The organism is Caulobacter sp. GW822-FHT07D08 (assembly GCF_058798735.1).
In genome coordinates this window covers 59800-80120 of sequence record NZ_JBXAKU010000015.1, presented here as the reverse complement: position 1 = coordinate 80120, position 20321 = coordinate 59800, and the positions used below count along the sequence as shown (strand labels likewise).

General features: G+C 66.4%; 24 protein-coding genes and 1 tRNA gene. 5 read left to right on the top strand and 20 right to left on the bottom strand.

Features of this window, described 5'->3' with window-relative positions; all coding sequences use genetic code 11:
• Positions 1–75: 75 nt before the first annotated feature.
• Together AC1RJ9_RS22220 and AC1RJ9_RS22215 are read left to right on the top strand one after the other, a co-directional pair.
• Positions 76–327 (top strand): GlsB/YeaQ/YmgE family stress response membrane protein, encoded by a 252-nt coding sequence (locus tag AC1RJ9_RS22220; protein ID WP_125158111.1) that lies wholly within the window; start codon positions 76–78, stop codon positions 325–327.
• A gap of 8 nt (positions 328–335) precedes the next feature.
• On the top strand, positions 336–575 hold the full coding sequence (locus tag AC1RJ9_RS22215; RefSeq protein WP_492840155.1) for a DUF2842 domain-containing protein: 240 nt from the start codon (positions 336–338) through the stop codon (positions 573–575).
• 99 nt (positions 576–674) lie between these two features.
• Here the strand turns inward: AC1RJ9_RS22215 and AC1RJ9_RS22210 are convergent.
• From AC1RJ9_RS22210 to AC1RJ9_RS22180, 7 genes are all read right to left on the bottom strand, one after another.
• Positions 675–751 (bottom strand) — tRNA-Pro (locus AC1RJ9_RS22210).
• Between the two features lie 62 nt (positions 752–813).
• The gene (locus AC1RJ9_RS22205) at positions 814–1242 is read right to left on the bottom strand and encodes a MerR family transcriptional regulator (RefSeq protein WP_492840066.1); all 429 of its coding nucleotides are present in this window, start codon (positions 1240–1242) and stop codon (positions 814–816) included.
• Positions 1243–1254: 12 nt separating this feature from the next.
• Positions 1255–1557 (bottom strand): integration host factor subunit alpha, encoded by a 303-nt coding sequence (locus AC1RJ9_RS22200; protein ID WP_099578878.1) that lies wholly within the window; start codon positions 1555–1557, stop codon positions 1255–1257.
• Positions 1558–1757: 200 nt separating this feature from the next.
• Positions 1758–2735, bottom strand: a complete 978-nt coding sequence (locus AC1RJ9_RS22195; RefSeq protein WP_492840067.1) for a beta-ketoacyl-ACP synthase III — start codon at positions 2733–2735, stop codon at positions 1758–1760.
• Positions 2732–3796 carry a phosphate acyltransferase PlsX gene (gene plsX / locus AC1RJ9_RS22190; RefSeq protein WP_492840068.1) on the bottom strand — a complete coding sequence of 355 codons (1065 nt, stop codon included), beginning with the start codon at positions 3794–3796 and terminating at the stop codon, positions 2732–2734. Before plsX ends, AC1RJ9_RS22195 begins: the two co-directional genes overlap by 4 nt.
• Positions 3797–3890: 94 nt before the next feature.
• The gene (locus tag AC1RJ9_RS22185) at positions 3891–4427 is read right to left on the bottom strand and encodes a YceD family protein (protein ID WP_492840069.1); all 537 of its coding nucleotides are present in this window, start codon (positions 4425–4427) and stop codon (positions 3891–3893) included.
• Positions 4412–4942, bottom strand: coding sequence for a ubiquinol-cytochrome C chaperone family protein (locus tag AC1RJ9_RS22180; protein ID WP_492840070.1), 531 nt, complete (start codon positions 4940–4942; stop codon positions 4412–4414). Before AC1RJ9_RS22180 ends, AC1RJ9_RS22185 begins: the two co-directional genes overlap by 16 nt.
• Before the next feature lie 120 nt (positions 4943–5062).
• Here AC1RJ9_RS22180 and AC1RJ9_RS22175 point away from each other — a divergent pair, with 120 nt between their 5' ends.
• Complete coding sequence (locus AC1RJ9_RS22175) at positions 5063–5545, top strand: outer membrane protein assembly factor BamE (RefSeq protein ID WP_492840071.1); 483 nt, start codon at positions 5063–5065, stop codon at positions 5543–5545.
• Between the two features lie 362 nt (positions 5546–5907).
• Entirely contained in the window at positions 5908–6450 is a 543-nt protein-coding gene (locus AC1RJ9_RS22170) for a response regulator (protein ID WP_492840072.1), read from the top strand.
• 82 nt (positions 6451–6532) lie between these two features.
• Here AC1RJ9_RS22170 and AC1RJ9_RS22165 read toward each other — a convergent pair whose 3' ends face one another.
• The 7 genes from AC1RJ9_RS22165 to glyA form a co-directional block, all read right to left on the bottom strand.
• Positions 6533–8668 carry a sodium-translocating pyrophosphatase gene (locus tag AC1RJ9_RS22165; protein ID WP_492840073.1) on the bottom strand — a complete coding sequence of 712 codons (2136 nt, stop codon included), beginning with the start codon at positions 8666–8668 and terminating at the stop codon, positions 6533–6535.
• 245 nt (positions 8669–8913) lie between these two features.
• A complete protein-coding gene (locus tag AC1RJ9_RS22160) occupies positions 8914–9408 on the bottom strand; it encodes a hypothetical protein (protein WP_492840074.1) in 495 nt (164 codons plus the stop codon).
• A gap of 69 nt (positions 9409–9477) precedes the next feature.
• Positions 9478–10539, bottom strand: coding sequence for a thiamine-phosphate kinase (thiL, locus tag AC1RJ9_RS22155; RefSeq protein WP_492840075.1), 1062 nt, complete (start codon positions 10537–10539; stop codon positions 9478–9480).
• Complete coding sequence (nusB, locus tag AC1RJ9_RS22150; protein WP_492840076.1) at positions 10499–10948, bottom strand: transcription antitermination factor NusB; 450 nt, start codon at positions 10946–10948, stop codon at positions 10499–10501. Before nusB ends, thiL begins: the two co-directional genes overlap by 41 nt.
• On the bottom strand, positions 10945–11409 hold the full coding sequence (locus AC1RJ9_RS22145) for a 6,7-dimethyl-8-ribityllumazine synthase (protein ID WP_492840077.1): 465 nt from the start codon (positions 11407–11409) through the stop codon (positions 10945–10947). The genes nusB and AC1RJ9_RS22145 overlap by 4 nt, the downstream gene beginning before the upstream one ends.
• 65 nt (positions 11410–11474) lie before the next feature.
• Positions 11475–11948, bottom strand: coding sequence for a transcriptional regulator NrdR (gene nrdR / locus AC1RJ9_RS22140; RefSeq protein ID WP_492840078.1), 474 nt, complete (start codon positions 11946–11948; stop codon positions 11475–11477).
• Between the two features lie 32 nt (positions 11949–11980).
• Positions 11981–13267 (bottom strand): serine hydroxymethyltransferase, encoded by a 1287-nt coding sequence (glyA, locus tag AC1RJ9_RS22135; protein WP_492840079.1) that lies wholly within the window; start codon positions 13265–13267, stop codon positions 11981–11983.
• A 164-nt stretch (positions 13268–13431) separates the two neighbouring features.
• Between glyA and AC1RJ9_RS22130 the strand changes: the two genes are divergently transcribed.
• Complete coding sequence (locus AC1RJ9_RS22130) at positions 13432–13875, top strand: Ros/MucR family transcriptional regulator (RefSeq protein WP_492840080.1); 444 nt, start codon at positions 13432–13434, stop codon at positions 13873–13875.
• Between the two features lie 185 nt (positions 13876–14060).
• Here the strand turns inward: AC1RJ9_RS22130 and hemA are convergent, their stop codons facing one another.
• The 6 genes from hemA to AC1RJ9_RS22100 all read right to left on the bottom strand — a co-directional run bounded on the left by hemA (position 14061) and on the right by AC1RJ9_RS22100 (position 20114).
• The gene (gene hemA, locus AC1RJ9_RS22125; protein WP_492840081.1) at positions 14061–15287 is read right to left on the bottom strand and encodes a 5-aminolevulinate synthase; all 1227 of its coding nucleotides are present in this window, start codon (positions 15285–15287) and stop codon (positions 14061–14063) included.
• A 178-nt stretch (positions 15288–15465) separates the two neighbouring features.
• Positions 15466–16362, bottom strand: coding sequence for a 3-hydroxyisobutyrate dehydrogenase (mmsB, locus tag AC1RJ9_RS22120; protein WP_492840082.1), 897 nt, complete (start codon positions 16360–16362; stop codon positions 15466–15468).
• Between the two features lie 76 nt (positions 16363–16438).
• Positions 16439–17242, bottom strand: coding sequence for a class I SAM-dependent methyltransferase (locus AC1RJ9_RS22115; protein ID WP_492840083.1), 804 nt, complete (start codon positions 17240–17242; stop codon positions 16439–16441).
• A 56-nt stretch (positions 17243–17298) separates the two neighbouring features.
• Complete coding sequence (locus AC1RJ9_RS22110; protein WP_492840084.1) at positions 17299–18351, bottom strand: enoyl-CoA hydratase/isomerase family protein; 1053 nt, start codon at positions 18349–18351, stop codon at positions 17299–17301.
• 9 nt (positions 18352–18360) lie between these two features.
• Positions 18361–18972 carry a histidine phosphatase family protein gene (locus AC1RJ9_RS22105; protein WP_492840085.1) on the bottom strand — a complete coding sequence of 204 codons (612 nt, stop codon included), beginning with the start codon at positions 18970–18972 and terminating at the stop codon, positions 18361–18363.
• Complete coding sequence (locus AC1RJ9_RS22100; RefSeq protein WP_492840086.1) at positions 18969–20114, bottom strand: isobutyryl-CoA dehydrogenase; 1146 nt, start codon at positions 20112–20114, stop codon at positions 18969–18971. The genes AC1RJ9_RS22105 and AC1RJ9_RS22100 overlap by 4 nt, the downstream gene beginning before the upstream one ends.
• Positions 20115–20321: the final 207 nt, after the last annotated feature.

The window sequence follows — 20321 nt, the reverse complement described above, 5'->3', positions numbered from 1 at the left end:
TGTTTCTGTGGCTCGGCATGACGGCGCCGCGGGTTCGTGCGAGAAACAAGCGTCTTGGGCGAGGCGGAGAGAACAATGAGCGGCATGGGCGTATTCGCGGCGGCGGTGATCGGCATCCTCGCCGGCTGGATCGCCGACATCGTGCTGGGTCGCCACCACTCGCTGTTCATCAAGCTCTTGATCGGCGTGATCGGCTCGTTCATCGGAGCCTTCATCGCCTCGCGCATCGATCTGCACCTGGCCGGCTTCGTCGGCGAGCTGATCGTCTCCAGCGTGGGCGCGATCCTGTTCCTGGCCGTGCTCGGCCTCTTCCGGAGAACCGCGTGAGCGCTCCCATGATCCCGGCCCGCCAGATCCCCGCAAGAGTGCGCAAGCTGATCGGCTCGTTCGCCGTGATGGCGGTCCTGTTCGCCTGGATCTGGGCCTTCACCAGCCTCTACGACCACCTGCCGCGGAACCGCTTCGTGCACCTCGTCTACTTCGTGGTCCTGGGCATGGGCTGGGTGCTGCCGGTGATCCCGCTGATCTCGTGGATGGGCAAGGCCGACAAGCCGCTGGATGTGGGCCAAAGATAGTTGGGGGCCAGCGTTGATCCCGGAATGAAAAAGGCCGCCCCGAAGGGCGGCCTTTCGTCTTCCGCCCAATTCCCGAAGGAAAAGGGTTCCCGAAGGAAATGGTCGGAGCGACAGGATTTGAACCTGCGACCCCTTGACCCCCAGTCAAGTGCGCTACCAGGCTGCGCCACGCTCCGACGGAAGAGGCGCTCTTATAGGCGCCGCTCCCCCATTGGGCAACAGCGATTTCGGACGAAATTCACCCCCTGACGAGAAGACCGTCCAGGCGTGATTTGATGGCCGTCAGGTCGTCCAGCGCGAAGGCCAGACGATCGCGCGCATGCGCGTCCAGACGCTTGGCGGGCGCATCCGAAATCTCATAGTCGAAATTGGGATCCAGGCTGGCGGAGCCGTTCGAGCCTAGGCCGGCGGCGATCACCTGGGCCAGACCCTGATCGCGGTGCAGCTTCTGCACGCCTTTGATAGTCAGGCCTTCGCTGTGCAGCAGGGTGCGGACGCCGTTCAGAACGGCCACGTCCTGCGGGCGATAGAAGCGCCGCCCGCCGGCCCGTTTCATCGGGCGAATAAAGGAGAACTTGGTTTCCCAGAAGCGCAGCACGTGCTGCGGCACGCCCAGCTCATCGGCGGCCTCTGAAATCGTGCGGAAGGCGTTCGGCCCCTTCGCCACCGCATCGATTCCCTAGTCGCCCAAGGCGCGGTCGATTCGCGCCTTCATGACCTGGGAAGCGCGGAAGCCGATCACCCGACGGGGTTCGATCTCGGCCGGCTCGCCAGTCTTGGGATTGCGCCCCATGCGGGCGCGCTTGGCGCGGACCTGAAAGACGCCGAAACCGGAAAGCTTGACCGTCTCGCCTTCTTCGAGCGCCTCGGCCACGAGATCCAGGGTGCGCTCGACCAGGCCGGCGCAGTCCTGACGGGTCAATCCGACCTCTTCATGGACCGCCTCACACAGGTCGGCCCGGGTCAAAGTAGCGCCCTTCATGCAACCCCCTTCACGCGTATCTTGGCGGTCCGATAGACCACCTCCGATGGAGCACTCGCGGCGAACCTGAGTATGCCGCGACCGCCCTCAACGGACCGCGCCCAAAAATCACCGACGACCTCATGCCGTGATTATCGCATGAAGTCAAAGGCTCAACGTCAGGAGTTCATGCCCGACGAGAAGATCGCGCAAGCTGCACCTTAAAGGCGCAGAACGCAGGCGCCCCAGGTCAGGCCGCCGCCCATGGCTTCCAGCAGCAGTAGATCGCCTTTCTTGATTCGACCGTCCTTCACGCCGTGCGCGAAAGCCAGAGGGATCGAGGCGGCCGAGGTGTTGGCGTGGATCGCGACCGTCGAGATCACCTTCTCCTCGTCGATGCCGCATCGGTGGGCCACGCCGGCGAGGATGCGCTGGTTGGCCTGGTGCGGGATGAACCAGTCGACGTCCGCCACCTCGACACCGGCGTTGGTGGCGGCCGAGTGGATGGCTTCGGAGATGTTGATCACGGCGTGCTTGAAGACCTGGTTACCCAGCATCCGCAGCTTGCCGACCGTGCCGGTCGTCGAGACGCCGCCGTCGACATAGAGCAGGTCCTGTTTGGTCCCGTCGGCGCGCAAGGCGAAGCCCAGCAAGCCCTGGTCGCCGGTGGTCCCCTCGCCCTCCTTCGGCTCCAACACGACGGCGCCAGCGCCGTCGCCGAACAGCACGCAGGTGCCGCGATCGCTCCAGTCCATCAGGCGGGTCATGGTCTCGGCGCCGATCACCAGGGCGCACTTGGCGTGACCGCGCGCCACGAAGCCGTCGGCGACGCTCAGGGCGTAGACGAAGCCCGAGCAGACGGCCTGGACGTCGAAGGCGATGCCGACGGGCGCGCCCAGCTTGCGCTGAACGATGGTGGCGACGGCGGGAAAGGTCAGGTCGGCCGTGGTGGTGGCCACGATGATCAGATCGACGTCGGCGGCGGACTTGCCAGCGGTCTGCAGGGCCTCCTTGGCGGCCTCGACAGCCAGATCCGAGACCGGCTGGTCGTCGGCGGCCTGGTGGCGCTGGTGGATACCGGTGCGCTCGACGATCCAGGCGTCGCTGGTGTCAACGAACTTGGCCAGGTCATCATTGGTCACGATCTTCGGCGGCAGATACGCGCCGACGCCAGTCACTGCACTGCGAGTTACGCTCACTCGGCCGCTCCCTGCCCCTGCTCCGGGGCTTCGCTCTTGGCCGCCACGGCGGTCAGACGCTTCAGATTTCTATCGACCTCGGCGCGGAAATCGCTGCGTGCGAGGTTGGTGGCGACCCGGACGGCCGCGGCGAAGCCGTTGGCGTCCGCGCCACCGTGGCTCTTGACCACGATTCCATTGAGACCCAGCAACGGGGCTCCGTTCACCCGGCTCGGATCCAGCCGCTGGCGCATTTTCTTCAGCGCGCCGGAGGCGATCAGGGCGCCAAGCATGGCCATCGGTCCGGAGGTCAGGGTGGCCCTGATCTCGTTCGAGAAGAACCGCGCCATGCCCTCGGCGGTCTTCAGGGCCACATTACCGGTGAAGCCGTCCGTGACGACGACGTCAACCGTGCCGTACGCGATGTCATTGCCCTCGACGAAGCCATGATAGTCGAAATCGAGCTTGGTATCGCGCAGGACGGCGTGAGCCTCGCGGACCTCCTCGTGACCCTTCTCGTCCTCGGAACCGACGTTCAGCAGCCCCACGGTCGGGCGCTTGGAGCCATGCACGGCGTGGTGGAAGGCCGCCCCCATGATCGCGAACTCGACCAGTTGGGCCGCGTCACTCTCGACATTGGCGCCGACGTCCAGGACCGTTGTCACGCCCTTCATGTTGGGCCAGTTAGCGACGATGGCCGGGCGCTCCAGATCCGCGCCCATGCGCAGGATCAGCTTGGAGATCGCCATCAGGGCGCCGGTGTTGCCGGCCGAGACGCAGGCCTGGGCCTGATTCTCGCGCAACGCCTCGATGGCGTTCCACATCGACGAGCCCTTGCCCCGGCGCATGGCCTGGGCGGGCTTTTCGTCCATGCCGATGGCCTTGTCGGTGTGGCGCACCTCGCTCACGCTCTTGGCGGAGGAATGCTTGGCCAGTTCAGCCTCGATCTTCGCGCCGTCGCCATGCAGCAGGAACCGCACACCCGGGAGCGCCTGGGCCGCCTGCGCGACGCCGGGCACGACGATGGAGGGACCGTGGTCGCCGCCCATGGCGTCGACCGAGATGACTACGGATTGGGACACGTGGCGCTGTGAGCTCCGAGAGGCGGTCTCGCCGGGCGGCGGACGATACATCCGCGTGAATATCACGCAAGCGGTCGAGTCGGGCGCTTGCGCCCTACTCGCTGTCGCCTCTGAGGCTCTTTAGCGCCGCGAACGGGGAAAGTTCGACCGGCTCGGGCGGTTGGACGAACACCGCGCCCGGCTTGCGGGGGAACGGATCCAGCTCCAGGGCCAAGTGCTCGATCACGTAACCCGAGACGTCGATCTTGTCGCCGTCCAGCACGTCCGGCGGATCGTCGGCGTCCGGGTCGACGCCCAGGTCGCCGCTGTCCTCGTCCTGCGGTGCGTTCTTGCTGTTGGCGGGCAGAACGCGCAGGTCGAAGCGCGCGTCGATCGGCGTTTCGAAGTCGTCGGCCGTCGCGCTGCAGGTCTGGACCACGCGGGCGCGCAAGATGCCCGAGACCTCGGCCCCGTCCAGCCACGAGGTCAGGAACACTTCAGCGCTCAGTTCTTCCAGGCTCACCAGGTCCAGTTGCTTGGCGATCGCCTTGCGCTGGTCGGCCGAGGGTTCCAGGCGCAGCTTGACGGCGCCACGGTCGACCTGGGCCAGCGGAATCTCACACGGCCAGGGCGCGGTCACGGGTTCGGCCATGTCACGTCTCCTTGCAGCAGGCCCTGCAGCGGCTGTTCCGCCAGGGCTTCGCGCGTCTTGATCACATAGGCGGCCAGGGCGGCGATGTCGCCCTCGCCGCGCTCCTCGAACGCGGTCCGGGCCAGGAAGCCGGTCATGCCAGCGAGGTCCGGCAGGGTGGCGACGGCTTCGTCATAGGCCTTCAGACGGCCGTAGAAGGCGCCGGCCAGCTTCTTCATCTTCTTGCCGACCGCCGTGTCCGACACGCCGATCTCGCGGAAGGCGTCGTCCAGGCCCTTCACATACGAGTCGAAAACCGCCTGCGAGGTCTCCGCCGCCGCGTCGCCCTGCCCCTTCAGTCGCTCGATCAGGAAGATCACATGCAGGCTGAAGAGTTCAAAGCGGCCTTCCATCGAGTCGCGGACGCCGAAGTCACGATAAAAGATCGCGGACCGCGCCTGAGCCACCGCGCCCACATAGAGCTTGGCTCCCGCCGCCTTGGCGGGCCTGGGCTTGAGCCACCGATCCAGAAACATGAAACGCCTCGATTTCGCCGCGACATCCCGCTAGACGCGGGGTCCGCTTTCACGCGGGCATTGAACTAAGCTCCCGCGGGCGATAGGTCAAAGTCTGCATTTTTCCGGTTCGGAGCCTTGATGTCTCGCCCCGCCGTTTTCGCCGCCGCCATTCTGGGCCTGGCGATCGCCACGTCCGCCTGTACGCCGCTGACCAGCTACTCCGGCTTTCAGGCCATCGAGGCCAAGCCCGCCGACATGAAGGTCGGCGAGGACAGCAAGTCGACCCTGATGGAAAAGCTGGGTTCGCCGTCGGCGGTTTCGACCTTCGACAACAACACCTGGTACTACATCTCGCAGACGACCGACCGTGTGGCCTTCTACATGCCGCGCGTGATCAAGCGCGACGTCGTAGCCATCAAATTCAACCAGGCCGACGAAAAGGTCGCCTCGGTGAACACCTATACGCTGAAGGACGGCAAGGTCATCGCCTACAACGGCCGTGAGACTCCGACCCGCGGCCGCGAGATGACCATCCTCGAACAGCTGCTCGGCAACGTCGGTCGCGGCGGCATGCTCCCGCAGGACGACGAGGCCCCGGGCCAGCGCCCCGGCGGTCGCTAGAGTATTTTCCGACGAAGTGGCCGCCGGCTCGTCGTCAAAAAGCGTAAGAGCAGGAAACTGGGCCATTTTACCGATCCGGTCGGATCGGAAAGCGCTCCAGAGTAAGTCGACAGCTCGACAGATCACGAAAGCCGTCCACTGCAAGGTGGGCGGCTTTTTCGCGCGCCAGGCGCCAACCCCCGCGCCGCCGCCCGGCACGGTAAAGTAAATTTCTCCGATTTACTGTGAATTCGATATTCACCGTCCCAATTCGGATAGAAGACTTACTCCTAAACACTTCATAAACCCAAAACGGGTCACACTCGACTCAAGCCACCTAAGTCGTGGCGTGGCGAATTCTCGACGACGGTGGGAGACGCACTGTGGAAGGCATGGACCTTCGTGACGTATCGGTGCTTCTGGTCGACGACAACGCGAACATGCGCAAGCTCGTGGCCGAAATCCTGAAGGCCGCCGGCGTTCGCAGGATCCGCGAGGCCGGCGATGGCCTCGACGCGCTCAAGATCTTTCAGACGCAAGAGATCGACATCGTCTTCACCGACCTGATGATGCATCCGGTCGACGGCCTGGCCTTCATCCGCTGGATCCGCACCTCGAGCGCCAGCCCCAATCCGTACGTGCCGATCATCATGATGACCGGCCACGCCACCCAGCGCACGCTGACCGCCGCGCGCATGGCCGGCGTCACCGAGTTCCTGGCCAAGCCACTAACCGCGCGCGGGGTCATGCACCGGATCAACGAGATCGTGAACAACCCCCGACCGTTCGTGCGGGCCAGCGAGTATTTCGGCCCCTGTCGGCGTCGCCGGATCGACCACGAATTCTCCGGTGTCGAACGCCGGGGAGGCCAGCCGGACGAGATCACGGACGCCCTGTCCCAGATGGATCCCGAGGACGTGTACTAAGGTCCTCGACGGCAGGCCCCGAAGACAAAAACGCCCCGGAGGAAACTCCGGGGCGTTCCAGTTTCAGGCTGCTCTCGAAAGATCAGCCGTGGGCCAGCACCGCCAGCAGCAGCAGGGCCACGATGTTGGTGATCTTGATCATCGGGTTCACGGCCGGACCCGAGGTGTCCTTGTAGGGGTCGCCGACGGTGTCGCCGGTGACGGCGGCCTTGTGGGTGTCGCCGCCCTTGGTGTGCAGGACGCCATTCTTGTCGGTGAAGCCTTCTTCGATGACCTTCTTGGCGTTGTCCCAGGCGCCGCCGCCGCTGGTCATCGAGATGGCGACGAACAGGCCGGTGACGATCACGCCCATCAGCATGGCGCCCAGCGAGGCGAACGCGTCGACCTTGCCGGCGATGGCCTTGATCACGAAGAACAGCACCACCGGCGAGACGACCGGCAGCAGGCTGGGCACGATCATCTCGCGGATGGCCGCCTTGGTCAGGATGTCCACGGCCTTGCCGTACTCGGGCTTGACCTCGCCGGTCATGATGCCCGGGTTCTCGCGGAACTGACGACGCACCTCGGCGACGACCGACTCGGCCGCACGACCGACGGCGGTCATCGCCATGCCGCCGAACAGGAACGGCAGCAGGCCGCCGAACAGCAGGCCGACCACCACATAGGGGTTCGACAGGTCGAAGGTCACCGGCCCCATGCCGTCGAAGAAGCTGCCCGGCGTCGCATTGGCCGAGAAGAACTTCAGGTCCTCGGTATAGGCGGCGAACAGCACCAGGGCGCCCAGTCCGGCCGAACCGATGGCGTAGCCCTTGGTCACGGCCTTGGTGGTGTTGCCCACGGCGTCCAGCGCGTCGGTGGTGACGCGGACTTCCGGCGGCAGGCCCGCCATCTCGGCGATGCCGCCGGCGTTGTCGGTGACCGGACCGAAGGCGTCCAGGGCGACGATGAAGCCGGCCAGCGACAGCATGGTCGTGGTGGCGATGGCGATGCCGAACAGACCCGCCAGATTATAGGTCACCAGGATGCCGACGATGATGGTCAGGGCCGGCAGGGCCGTGGATTCCAGCGACATGGCCAGACCCTGGATCACGTTCGTGCCGTGCCCCGAGACCGACGCCTGCGCCACCGACTTCACCGGACGGAAGTTGGTGCCCGTGTAGTACTCGGTGATCATGACGATGGCGGCGGTGACCGCCAGACCGACCAGGCCGCAATAGAACAGGCCATCGGCGGTATAGGTGCGCGCGGCCGTCACGACCGGGGCCGGGATCAGGTCGTGCAGCACGTACCAGACGGCCGGGATCGACAGCAGGCCCGTCACGATCAGGCCCTTGTAGAGGGCCCCCATGATGTTCTGGCTCTTGCCCAGGCGAACGAAGAACGCGCCGATGATCGAGGTGACGATGCAGACCGCGCAGATGGCCAGCGGCAGCAGCATCATGGCGCCCACGGCCTCCGTGCCACGGAAGAAGATGGCGGCCAGGACCATGGTGGCGACCGTGGTCACCGCATAGGTCTCGAACAGGTCGGCGGCCATGCCGGCGCAGTCGCCGACATTGTCGCCGACGTTGTCGGCGATGGTGGCGGCGTTGCGGGGGTCATCCTCCGGGATGCCGGCTTCCACCTTGCCCACAAGGTCGCCGCCCACGTCGGCGCCCTTGGTGAAGATGCCGCCGCCCAGACGGGCGAAGATCGAGATCAACGAGGCGCCGAAGCCCAGGGCCACCAGGGCGTCGACGACGCCGCGGCCGGTTGGTTCCAGGCCCAGCGGGCCCGTCAGCACCCAGTAGTAGCCCGCCACGCCCAGCAGAGCGAAGCCAGCCACCAGCATGCCGGTGATGGCGCCGGAGGTGAAGGCCAGCGACAAACCCTTGGCCAGCCCCTCCGAGGCGGCCTGAGCGGTACGAACGTTGGCGCGAACCGAGATCAGCATGCCCGCGAAGCCGGCCGCGCCCGAAAGCACGGAGCCGACGAGGAAGCCCAGAGCGGCCCACTGGCCGATCAGCAGGTAGACGGCGACGAGAATGACCGCGCCAACGACCGAGATAGTGAGGTATTGCCGACGCAGGTAGGCTTGCGCCCCTTCCTGGATCGCCGCGGCGATCTCCTGCATCCTCGCATTGCCGGGCGACGCCCGCATCAGACTGGCCGTCTGCACGGCGCCGTACAGCACCGCCAGCAGCCCGGCCCCGATGGCCAGATAAAGCCAAAGACTCATTAGGTTCTTCGCCCCTTCGCGCTTCCAATCACGAGGGGGATGCCGGTCCCGGCGGCTGGAGGTAATGACGCACGTCAAACCGCCGCCCGGATCGACGGGCGGGCCTTTGGCCTCGTGCCCCCTCGATGCTCCCAAAATGACAGCCGAACGGCGTCATCCGAAAGAGACTGTCAGATGGTCGGGGGGCGCGCAACCCGCGTCGGCGCAAGCCTTTGCAGCGGCAAAGCTTGGCGCGGGGCATGGAATCAGGGGTGCAGTTCGCCCTGGCCGACCGGCTTGGCGGCGCTGGATTTGGGCGGCATCAGCTGCTGGCGGGGGATCTGCTTGACGATCTCGACCGAGGCGACCTTGCCCTTGCCCATCAGTACGCCGCATTGGCTCAGGACGAAGCTGGTCAGGCGCGGACCGTCGACTTCCTTCCAGGTGTCGGCGCGCGTGAACGGAGTCTTGTAGGCGGCCCGTACGATCGCGTCGCGCAGCATCGGCTCCTGGTCCTTCAGGGCTGCGGCGTCGGCGCCCTCCTTCAGCTTCAGGGTCATGGCGACGAAGACGTAGTTGACGATCCGGCCGTTGGCGATGATCGGAATGGTCATCGAGCCCAGCTTGTACGTCGGGTCGAGCGCTTGGCCCTCGCCCTCCTTCTTCTCCTTCTTGCCGCTATTGGCGAAGGCCGGCGCGGACACGGCCGCGAAGGCGGCGGCGAGCAGGATACGGCGCGAGGGTGTGGCAAGATCGATCATGGCCATCATCCATAACCGACAGGGCTTGATATTGACCTAACCGGCTCCTTGCAGGGGCCTCGAGCGGGATCAGCCGTGCAGCCAGCCCAGGCGCGAAGGCGTGACGTCGCGACCCTTGTAGTAGGCCGAGACCCCCTCGCCTTCCACGAACTCGCCGATCTCGCTGACCTTCACGCCGGCCGCGGCGGCGGCGACGCGGAAGTTCCAGGCCTCGCTGGGATCGACGGCGCAGACGATCTCATAGTCGTCGCCGCCGGAAGCCAGCGAGATACGGCCCTCGACCTGCTCTGGCTGCTGGTCCAGCCAGGCCTGGCCGCCCGGCGACAGCGGCAGGCGCTCCAGGTCGACGCGCACGCGGCAGCCGCTGGCCTTGGCGATATGGGCGCTGTCGGCCAGCAGGCCGTCGGAGACGTCGGCGGCGGCCTTGGCGTGGACGCGCATCGCCTCGCGCAGGGTGACGCGCGGTTCGGGCTGGCGATAGCGGCGCAGCATGGCGCCGTCGGCGTCGACCACCTCGCCCCACTGGGCCAGGAGACCCAGCCAGCCATCGCCGATCGTGCCGGAGACCATCAGGCGGTCCCCCGGCTTGGCGCCGCGTCGCAGGATGGCCCCGCCCTCGGGAACCCAGCCCAGCAAAGTGGCCGAAACGACCAGCGGACCCGAGGTGGTGACCGTGTCGCCGCCCAGCAGCGACATGTCGAACAGCGCGCCGTCCTCGGCCAGACCCCGGGCGAAGGTCTCGCGCGAGGTGACGTCGGAGCCCGAGGGCCAGCCGATGGCCAGGAAATAGCCGTAGGGTTCGGCCGCCTTGGCCGCCAAGTCGGAGAGATTGGTGCGCAGCAGCTTGCGCGCGACGACGTCCAGGGCCTCGTCGGCCAGAAAGTGCACGCCGGCCACCATGGCGTCCTTGGTGATCACCAGGTCGTAGCCAGGACGCGACGGCAGCACGGCCGCGTCGTCCAACAGGTCCAGCGCCGCCGGGTCGCCACGTGTCAGCGGACGCAGCAGGCGCGCGATGTGGTCGAATTCCGTCGGCGCCGCTTCCGCCGCGGCAGGCGCGGCGTCATCGTCAGCGAACCAGTCGTCTTCGTCAGTCTCGTGCATCACGGGCGATCGCGTCGAGGGCGCCATTGATGAAGCCTGACTCGGGACCCTCAAAAAAGGATTTAGCGATCTCGACATATTCATTGATGACGACTTCGGTCGGAACGTCCGGCCGGTACATCAATTCGTAGGCGCCGGCGCGCAGCACGGCGCGGGCCGTGGCGTCCAGGCGCTCCAGGCGCCAGCCCGAGGCCAGGCGCTTGACGATACCCTGGTCGATCTTGGACTGGTTGGTCACCACGCCCTTGGCCAGTTCGGCGAAGAAGGTCTCGTCGGCGGCGGCCAGGCGCTCACCCTCGACATCGCGGTCGAAGCGGTGCTCGCCGAACTCGCGCACCACGGCGTCGACGCCCGCGCCCGAGACTTCCATCTGGTACAGGGCCTGGACGGCGGCGAGACGCGCCACCGAGCGCGGTTGGATGCGGTTGCCGCTCATCGGGCCTGTCCCAGCAGTTGACGCTTCAGGGCGATGGTCTCGAGGCAGGCCTTGGCGGCCGAACCGCCGCGGTCGCCTTCGCTGACCCGCGCTCGGGTCCAGGCCTGGGCCTCGTCGTCGACGGCCAGGACGCCGAAGCCGATCGCCAGCCGCTTGCCGATGCCCAGATCCTGCAGGCCGCGGGCGGTTTCATTGGCGACCAGTTCGAAATGGTAGGTCTCGCCCCGGATGACCGCGCCGAGCGCGACATAGCCTTCGTAGCGCACGCCCACGGGGCGGCGAGCCGCGTCCTCGGCCATGGCGATGACCGTCGGGATCTGCAGGGCGCTGGAGACGGTGATCACGTCGTATTCCGCGCCCTGGGCCTCGATCGCCTGCACGGCTCCGCGCAGCAGCTCGTCGGAGATCCCCGAATGGCTTCGGCCCTCTACGATCAGCAAGCGGATGTTGTCTTCAACCATCTAGCTTCGAATCTCCACGGCCGCGCTTGCCGCGCGCACACAAACACACATCAGGGATTAACGAACTATAGCTCTTCTTCGACGCTGTCGCTCAGACCTTCTTCGGTCAGGAACTTGGCGAAGTCGCTGGTTTCCTTGAAATCCCGATAGACGGAGGCGTAACGGACATAGGCGACGTCATCGAGCGATTTCAACGCCTTCATGACCATTTCGCCCACCGTCGAGGACGGAAGCTCGGTCTCGCCCATGCTTTCCAGCTGCCGGACGATGCCGTTGATCATGCGCTCGACGCGCTCGGCCTCGACGGGCCGCTTCTGGGTGGCCAGGGCGATCGAACGCACCAGCTTGTCGCGATCGAACGGCGAGCGCCGGCCCGAACGCTTCAGGATGATCAGCTCGCGCAGTTGCACCCGCTCGAACGTGGTGAAGCGACCGCCGCACTCGGGGCACATGCGGCGACGGCGGATGGCCGCGCCGTCTTCAGACGGGCGGCTGTCCTTAACCTGGCTTTCGGCGTGTCCGCAGAAGGGGCAGCGCATGATGTGGCCCCTCCCGCGGCGCCTAGACCATATTAGTTGTAGATCGGGAAGCGGGCCGTCAAGGCCAGCACTTCCTCGCGGACCTTCCCCTCGACCTCGGCGTTGCCTTCCGGACCGTTGGCGGCCAGGCCGTTGACCACTTCGCCGATCAGCTCGCCCACGCGGGTGAACTCGGCTTCCTTGAAGCCGCGCGTGGTGCCGGCCGGCGTGCCCAGGCGAACGCCCGAGGTGATCGTGAACGGCGCGGTGTCGAACGGTACGCCGTTCTTGTTGCAGGTCATGTGGGCGCGCTCGAGGCTGTGCTCGGTGTCCCGGCCTGTCACGCCCTTCGGACGCAAGTCGACCAACATCAGGTGGCTGTCAGTGCCGCCCGAGACGATGTTGACGCCTGACTTCAGCAGGGCTTCCGACAGCGCCTTGGCGTTGGCGATGATCTGCCGGGCATAGTCCTTGAACGCCGGCTGCAGCGCTTCGCCGAAGGCCACGGCCTTGGCGGCGATGACGTGCTCCAGCGGACCGCCCTGCAGGCCCGGGAAGACCGCCGAATTGACCTTCTTGATGATGGCTTCGTCGTTGGTCAGCACCATGCCGCCACGCGGGCCGCGCAGGGTCTTGTGGGTGGTGGTGGTAACGATGTGGGCGTGAGGGACAGGGCTCGGGAACACGCCGCCGGCCACCAGGCCGGCGAAGTGGGCCATGTCGACCATCAGATAGGCGCCGACGCTGTCGGCGATCTGACGGAAGCGGGCGAAGTCGATTTCGCGACTATAGGCGCTGCCGCCGGCGATGATCAGCTTGGGCTTCTCGCGCTCGGCCACCTCCGCGACGTTGTCGTAGTCGATCAACTGGTCCTGCTGGCGCACGGTGTAGGACACCGGCTTGAACCACTTGCCCGACTGATTGGCGGGCGAGCCGTGGGTCAGGTGGCCGCCGGCGGCCAGGTCCATGCCCAGGAAGCTGTCGCCCGGCTGCAGCAGAGCCATGAACACCGCCTGGTTGGCCTGCGAACCCGAGTGCGGCTGGACGTTGGCGAAACCGGCGCCGAACAGCGACTTGGCGCGTTCGATGGCGATCGTCTCGATCTCGTCGACATATTCGCAGCCGCCATAGTAGCGCTTGCCCGGATAACCCTCGGCGTATTTGTTGGTCAGGATCGAGCCCTGGGCCTCCAACACCGCCTTCGAGACGATGTTCTCCGAGGCGATCAGCTCGATCTGGTTCTGCTGACGGTCCAGCTCACGACCGATGCGGTCGAAGATGTCCTTGTCCGCGGTGGCGAGGTCGGCGCCGAAAAAGGCGCTGGTGTTGGCTTGGGTCATTTCGCTCTCCGGGCGTTTGGGGGAGTCGGCAGAGGCGCCCTCTTTAACGGGATAGGCGCGGCGATCAATGTAGGAACCGCATCCTGTTTTGTGCGTTGCCGTCCTGCAGGGCGGTGCTCAACCCCCGCGGAGTTCCAACGACAACAACGGGAATGGGGTATCTCATGGCGTCTCAAGGCGGCGGCACGGACACGACGAGCGACAACAACGTCGATATTCTGGGGCTCAGCGCCGAGATCGTGGCGGCTTATGTAGGTCAGAACACAGTCTCTCAGACGGCCATTCCGGACCTGATCCGTACGGTCCACCAGGCGCTCGCCTCGCTGGGCAACGGCGGCGAGGCTCCGCAACCGGCCGAAAAGGCCAAGCCGGCGGTTCCGGTGGGCCGCTCGGTGCAGCATGACTTCATCGTCTGTCTGGAGGACGGAAAGAAGCTCAAGATGCTCAAGCGCTATCTGCGCTCGCACTACGACATGAGCCCCGAGGAATACCGTCGCAAGTGGGGCCTGCCGCCCGACTATCCGATGGTGGCGCCGGCCTATGCGGCCCGCCGCTCGGACTTCGCCAAGAAGATCGGCCTGGGCAAGGGCGTGCGGCGGGGAAGCTGACCGCCCCTCGCCGTTCGGGCACGCGAACGCCGCCGGACTCCGGCGGCGTTTTTCGGTTCGACGATGTGCGGTCTGGTCGAAGCTGAAGGTGCGTCTGATCCCCTGAACGTGGCGAAGACCACGTTCAAAATGTTTGAGATAGAGCCTGTTTATCCGCTTCGGATAAAATCCGAAACGGACAGGCTCTACGCCGCGTAGCCGCCCATGCGGGCGACATTGCAGTGAGCCCACAGCTTTTCCATCGCCGCGACCAGCTTGCGCATCATGTCGTCGGTATGGAACGGAGTCGGGGTGAAGCGCAGGCGCTCGGTGCCGCGTGGCACCGTCGGGTAGTTGATCGGCTGCACATAGACGCCGTGATCGGCCAGCAGCATATCGCTGATCAACTTGGTGTGGACGGGATCGCCGACCAGCACCGGAACGATGTGGCTCTCGTTTTCCATCACCGGCAGGCCGGCGGCCTTGAACATGGCCTTCAGGGTCGCGGCGCGCTCCTGGTGGATCTCGCGCACTTCGGGGTGCTGTTTCAGCCAGCGAACGCTGGCCAGCGAGCCGGCCACCAAGGCGGGCGGCAGCGAGGTGGTGAAGATGAAGCCCGCGGCCATCAGGCGGATGGCGTCGATCACTTCGGCGTCGCCGGTGATGTAGCCGCCCATGACGCCGAACGCCTTGCCGAGCGTCCCTTCGATGATGTCGATCTCGCCCATCAGGCCGTCGCGCTCCGCGACGCCGCCGCCGCGCGGGCCGTACATGCCGACCGCGTGGACCTCGTCCAGATAGGTCATGGCGCCGTACTTCTTGGCGAGAGCCGCCGTTGCGCGGATGTCGGCGATATCGCCGTCCATCGAATAGACGCTCTCGAAGGCGACCATCTTGGGCGCGTCGGCCGGGGCCGCCGCCAGCAGCTCTTCGAGATGCTCAAGATCGTTGTGGCGGAACACCTTGCGCGGGCCGCCGCCATTGCGGATGCCGGCGATCATCGAGGCGTGGTTCAACTCGTCCGAGAAGATGATCAGGCCGGGCAGGATCTTCTGCACCACCGACAGGCTGGCCTCGTTGGAGACGTAGCCCGAGGTGAACAGCAGCGCGCCTTCCTTGCCGTGCAGGTCGGCCAGTTCCCGCTCCAGCAGGACGTGGTCGTGGTTGGTGCCCGAGATGTTGCGGGTGCCGCCCGAGCCCGAGCCATGCGCGTCGACGGCGGCCTTCATGGCGTCCATGACGACGGAATTCTGACCCTGGCCGAGATAGTCGTTGCTGCACCAGACCACGACTTCGCGTTCCGAGCCGTCCTGGCGGGTCCAGGTGGCGCGCGGGAACTGTCCACGCTGTCGCTTAAGGTCGGCGAAGACCCGGTAGCGGCCCTCTTCGCGGATCTGGTCGACGGCGCTGCGGAACGCGGCTTTGTAGTCCATGTCGGTCTCTAAACCACCGGCCGGATGGTCCGGGGGTCCCCTTAATTCATGGCTCGGCTTTTCGCACCAAGCGCCGTTGGTGTCCATCTAGGGACGTTTACCTAGCAAATTGAAGTACGCGATTGGCCGCATCGACTTCGCCAATGAACTCCGTCGCGGATGCGGCGTCTTCGACGATTCATCCAAGCTGCGCCAGCTTTCCGCGCAGTAACTGGATGATGGCCGAGAAGTCCTTGCCGCCGAAGCCGTTGCCGTCGAACAACGCGTACAGCGCCTCGGCCTGCGCCCCCATCGGCGTGCTGGCCCCAGCCTTGGCGGCGGCCTCCTGGGCCAGCTTCAGGTCCTTCAGCATCATGGCCGAGGCGAAGCCGCCCTCGTAGTGGCGGTCGGCCGGGGTCTGGGGCCCCACGCCCGGGACCGGGCAGTAACTGGTCACCGACCAGCACTGGCCCGATGACTTGCTGGCGATCTCGAAGAAGCGATCGGCGTCCAGACCCAACTTCTCGGCGAGGGCAAAGGCTTCGCAGGTCCCCAGCATCGACACGCCCAGCAGCATGTTGTTGCAGATCTTGGCCGCCTGCCCCGCCCCGTGGTCGCCGGCGTGGATCGTCACGCGCGACATCGGGTCCAGCGCCGCCTCGATGGCCGGAAAATCCACGGCCGCGCAGCCGACCATGAAGGCCAGGGCGCCGGCCTCGGCGGCCATCACGCCGCCCGACACCGGCGCGTCGGCGAAGCGGAAACCGGCCTCGGCCGCCTGCCCGGCCACAGCGCGGGCGCTCTCGACGTCGATCGTCGAGCTGTCGATCAGCAAGGCGGACTTGGGCGCGCTCTTCAGAATCTGCTCGCCATAGACGGCGCGCACGTGCGGACCGGCCGGCAGCATGGTGATCACCACCTCCGCGTCCGCCACCGCCTCGGCCACCGAGCCGGCCGCCTGGCAGCCAGCCGCAACCGCCCGTTCGACCGCCGCCGCCGACAGGTCGAAAGCGTGGACCTCGTGGCCAGCCTTGGCCTGATTGGCGGCCATGCCGCCGCCCATGTTGCCCAGGCCGATGAAGGCGATACGGGTCATTGTAGAGCTCCCTGCAAATGCGAACCGCGCCTCATGGGCGCGGTTCTTATCGTCGAGTATCGTCGGGCTTTCCGGCTCAGCGCGCCGTGACCGGCTTGCGGAACTTGTAGACGAACTGGTCGGTCTTCCCGCGGATCGACGGGTCGTAGACGTTGGCCTTGCGGGAGTCGGCCGGATCCTTCAGCACGCGGCTCTCACCCTCGAAGATGAAGCCGGCGGCCGTGACCTCGGACCTCACCACCGCCGAGTCGATGCGATGCAGGGTCTCGGTGTCGCGCAGGCCCGAGCCGGCCTCGGCCGAGTGGTCGATAACCAGGAACACGCCGCCCGGCTTCAGAGCTCTGAAGATCTGGCGGTTCACGACCGACAGGTCGGCCGGTCCCATGAACTTGTCGTGCATGTCGTGATAGTTCTGGGCCGTGAACACCAGATCCAGCCTCTCCGGCGTGGAGAAGTTGGGCAGCGTGTTCAGGATCACCTTCACGTTCGAATAGGCCGGGTCGCGGGCGATGGCGTTCACCGCCGGCTCGCGATTGGCCAGCTTGGTCAGCTCGTCCGGCACATAGGCATAGACCACGCCCCTGGGGCCGACCGACTTGGCCAGGATGCGGGTGAAGTAGCCGCCGCCGGGGATCAGATCGGCGACCTTCGCGCCCGGGCGCACCCCGGCGAAGGTCAGGACCTCGCCCGGATGCCGGTTGGCGTCTCGGACCATGTCGGCGGCCGGACGCGACGGATCGCTGAGCGCGGCGGCGATGTTCGGCGAGATGGCCGCGGCCGCCGGGCCCGAAGGCGGCGGCGGCGGAGGTCCCATCATCGGCTGGGTGGCGCAGGCCGCGAGGCCCAGCACGGCGACGAGACTGAGAAGCGGCTTACGCATGGCAATCCTTCCGAACCGACGTGTTCTTGTTGTGCGACCCTAACCTAGCGTGACGGCTACGTCAGCGGCCTCCATTCCTCCCCGCGGGGAAGCGGAGCGAAAATCTCCTCCAGCATGGCGTCCGTGACCCCCTCGAGGGTCGCGGGATTCCACTTCGGGGCGTTGTCCTTGTCGACGATCACGGCCCGGACGCCCTCGATGAAGTCGTGCTTCATCACCACCCGCGAGCCGATCCGGTACTCCATGACCATGTTGTCAGCGAAGTCGGTCATGGCCGCGCCGCGCTTCAGCTGCTCGAAAGCGACTTTCATCGTCTGGGGCGACTTGGTCCGCATCACGGCCAACTGGGCCTTGCCCCAGTCGCTGGAGTCGAGGGTCAGGAACTCCACGATCTCCTCGACGGTCTCGCCGACGAACAGGCGGTTGAGGTCCTGTTCGAAGCCCAGCAGCGCCGCCTTGCCAGCGTCGGCGCGGTATTTCTTGAGGATCTCTTCGATGCGGCGGGGATCGGCGATGATCGCCTTCTTCAGCCCCGCCACGGCGCCGAACTCGACGAAGTGGGTGGCTACTCCTAAGCGCATGCAGTCCGCGCCCTTGATCCGCGCGCCGGTCAGGGCCAGCCACAGCCCCGCCTTGCCCGGCAGGCGCGGCAGGTACCAGCCGCCGCCGACATCCGGGAACAGGCCGATGCCGGTCTCGGGCATGGCGAAAGTCGTGCGCTCGGTGGCGATCCGCACGTGGGCCGGCATCGAGATGCCGACACCGCCGCCCATGACGATGCCGTCCATCACCGCCACGACGGGCGTGTCATAGGTGAACAGCAGGTGGTTCAGCTGGTACTCGGTGTGGAAGAACCGCCGCGCCTCGACGCCGTCCTTGGCCCCGCTGTCGGCCAGCATCCGGATGTCGCCGCCGGCGCAGAAGCCGCGCTCGCCCGCATGGTCGATCAGGACCATGTAGACCTCGGGATCCTCCCGCCAGTCCAGCAGCGCGCCGATCATGGTCTCGCACATGCCCAGCGTCAGGGCGTGCAGGGCCTTGGGCCGGTTCAGCGTGATGCGGCCGACGTTCTTCTCGACGCGGATCAGGACTTCGGGTTCGTCGGTCATCGATAGGTCCTAGGCGGGTTCGGCGACGGGCGCGCAGTCGAAGCGGTCGATCTGACCGGCCGTGAGGCGATAGACGGCGTCCTGCGGGATGTCCTGGGCCAGAGTCTCGGCTTGCGACAAGCCGGCATAGGCGCCGCGCAGCAGCCGGCCCGCGACGCCGTGGCTGACGACGATCAGCCGGCGCTCCGGCTCGGCGGCCTGTTCGCCCAACCAGTGGCTGATCCGGGCTATCATGACCTCATAGGTCTCGCCGCCCGGCGCGTGGAAGCCCCACGCGTCGTCGCCGTGGAGGTGCGGGTTCTCGCCTCTCACCTCCTCGCGGAGGCGGTTGGACCATTCGCCGACGTCGATCTCCACCAGGCGTTCGTCGGTCACGACCGACAGCCCCAGACGCGCGCCGATGGTCTCGGCCGTGTCGCGCGCCCGGCGCAACGGGCTGGCGACGATGCGCCACTCACTCAGGGGGCCGGCCGGCGGATCGCGGCGGACCAGGTCGAACAGCAGGTCGGCCATGGCTCCGGCCTGGGCGCGGCCCAGCGGCGTCAGGTCCGACTCCGACCGCCCCTGCAGACGGCCTTCGCGATTATGGAAGGTCTCACCATGGCGACAGAGATAGATCACTGCCGGAACATCTCTCGGGCGATGATGACGCGCATGATCTCGTTGGTCCCTTCCAGGATCTGGTGCACCCGCAGGTCGCGCACGATGCGCTCCAGCGGATAATCCTGGAGGTAGCCGTAGCCGCCGTGCAGCTGCAAGGCGTCATTGGCCACCTGGAAGCCAGCGTCGGTGGCGAACCGCTTGGCCATGGCGCACAGCTTGGTCGCCTCCGGGTGGCGGTTGTCGAGGGCGTGGGCGGCGCGGCGCACCATCAGGCGGGCGGCCTCCAGCTCGGTGGCCATGTCGGCCAGCTTGAACTGTAGCGCCTGGAAGTCCTTCAGGGCTTTGCCGAACTGGTTGCGGGTCTCCATGTAGGCCTTGGCCGTGTCGAGGGCGAACTGCGCCCCGCCCAGCGAGCACGAGGCGATGTTCAGGCGCCCACCATCCAGGCCCATCATGGCGAAGCGGAAGCCCTCGCCTTCCTGGCCGATGCGGTTCTCCACCGGCACCCGGCAGTTGTCGAAATTGACCTGGGCCGTCGGCTGGGCGTTCCAGCCCATCTTGCGCTCGTTGGCCCCGAAGCTGAGACCGTCCGTCCCCTTCTCGACCACGAAGGCCGAGACGCCCTTGGCGCCATCGCCGCCCGTGCGCGCCATGACGACATAGACGTCCGACACGCCGCCGCCCGAGATGAAGGCCTTTCCACCGTTCAGGACATAGTGGTCGCCGTCGAGCTGGGCGCTCGTGCGCATGTTGGCCGCGTCCGAGCCCGAGCCCGGCTCGGTCAGGCAGTAGCTGGCGATCAGCTGCATGGTCGTCAGACGCGGCAGGTAACGCTTGCGCAGATCCTCGGAGCCGAAGCGATCGATCATCCACGAGGCCATGTTGTGGATGGTCAGATAGGCGGCGGTCGGCACGTCGCCGTAGCTGAGCGCCTCGAAGATGATCGAGGCGTCTAGGCGCGACAGACCGCTGCCCCCGACATCCTCGTTCACATAGATGCCGGCGAAGCCCAGCTCGGCGGCTTGGCGCAGAGTCTCGACGGGGAAATGCTTCTTCTCGTCCCACTCGGCCGAGAACGGGGCAAGCTGTCCTTCGGCGAAAGCGCGAGCCGCATCCTGGATTGCGACTTGATCTTCGTTCAGCGCGAAATCCATGCGCACTTCCTCCCGTTCGGGGCAAAGCCGCCCTCACCTTCTTGGCCGCTGACGTGCCGCGCCGTGCGCCGGCTGTCAACGCGTGTCGCGCGGGCCTCCAAGTGTGGCCTGAAATCCTCCGTTACACGGTGTGTAGCGACTCAGGCGTCGCACCCCCTTGATAACCATCGCCTTTCGGCCCAAATGCCGATCTCGAGTCTGGGCGTTCTCAAC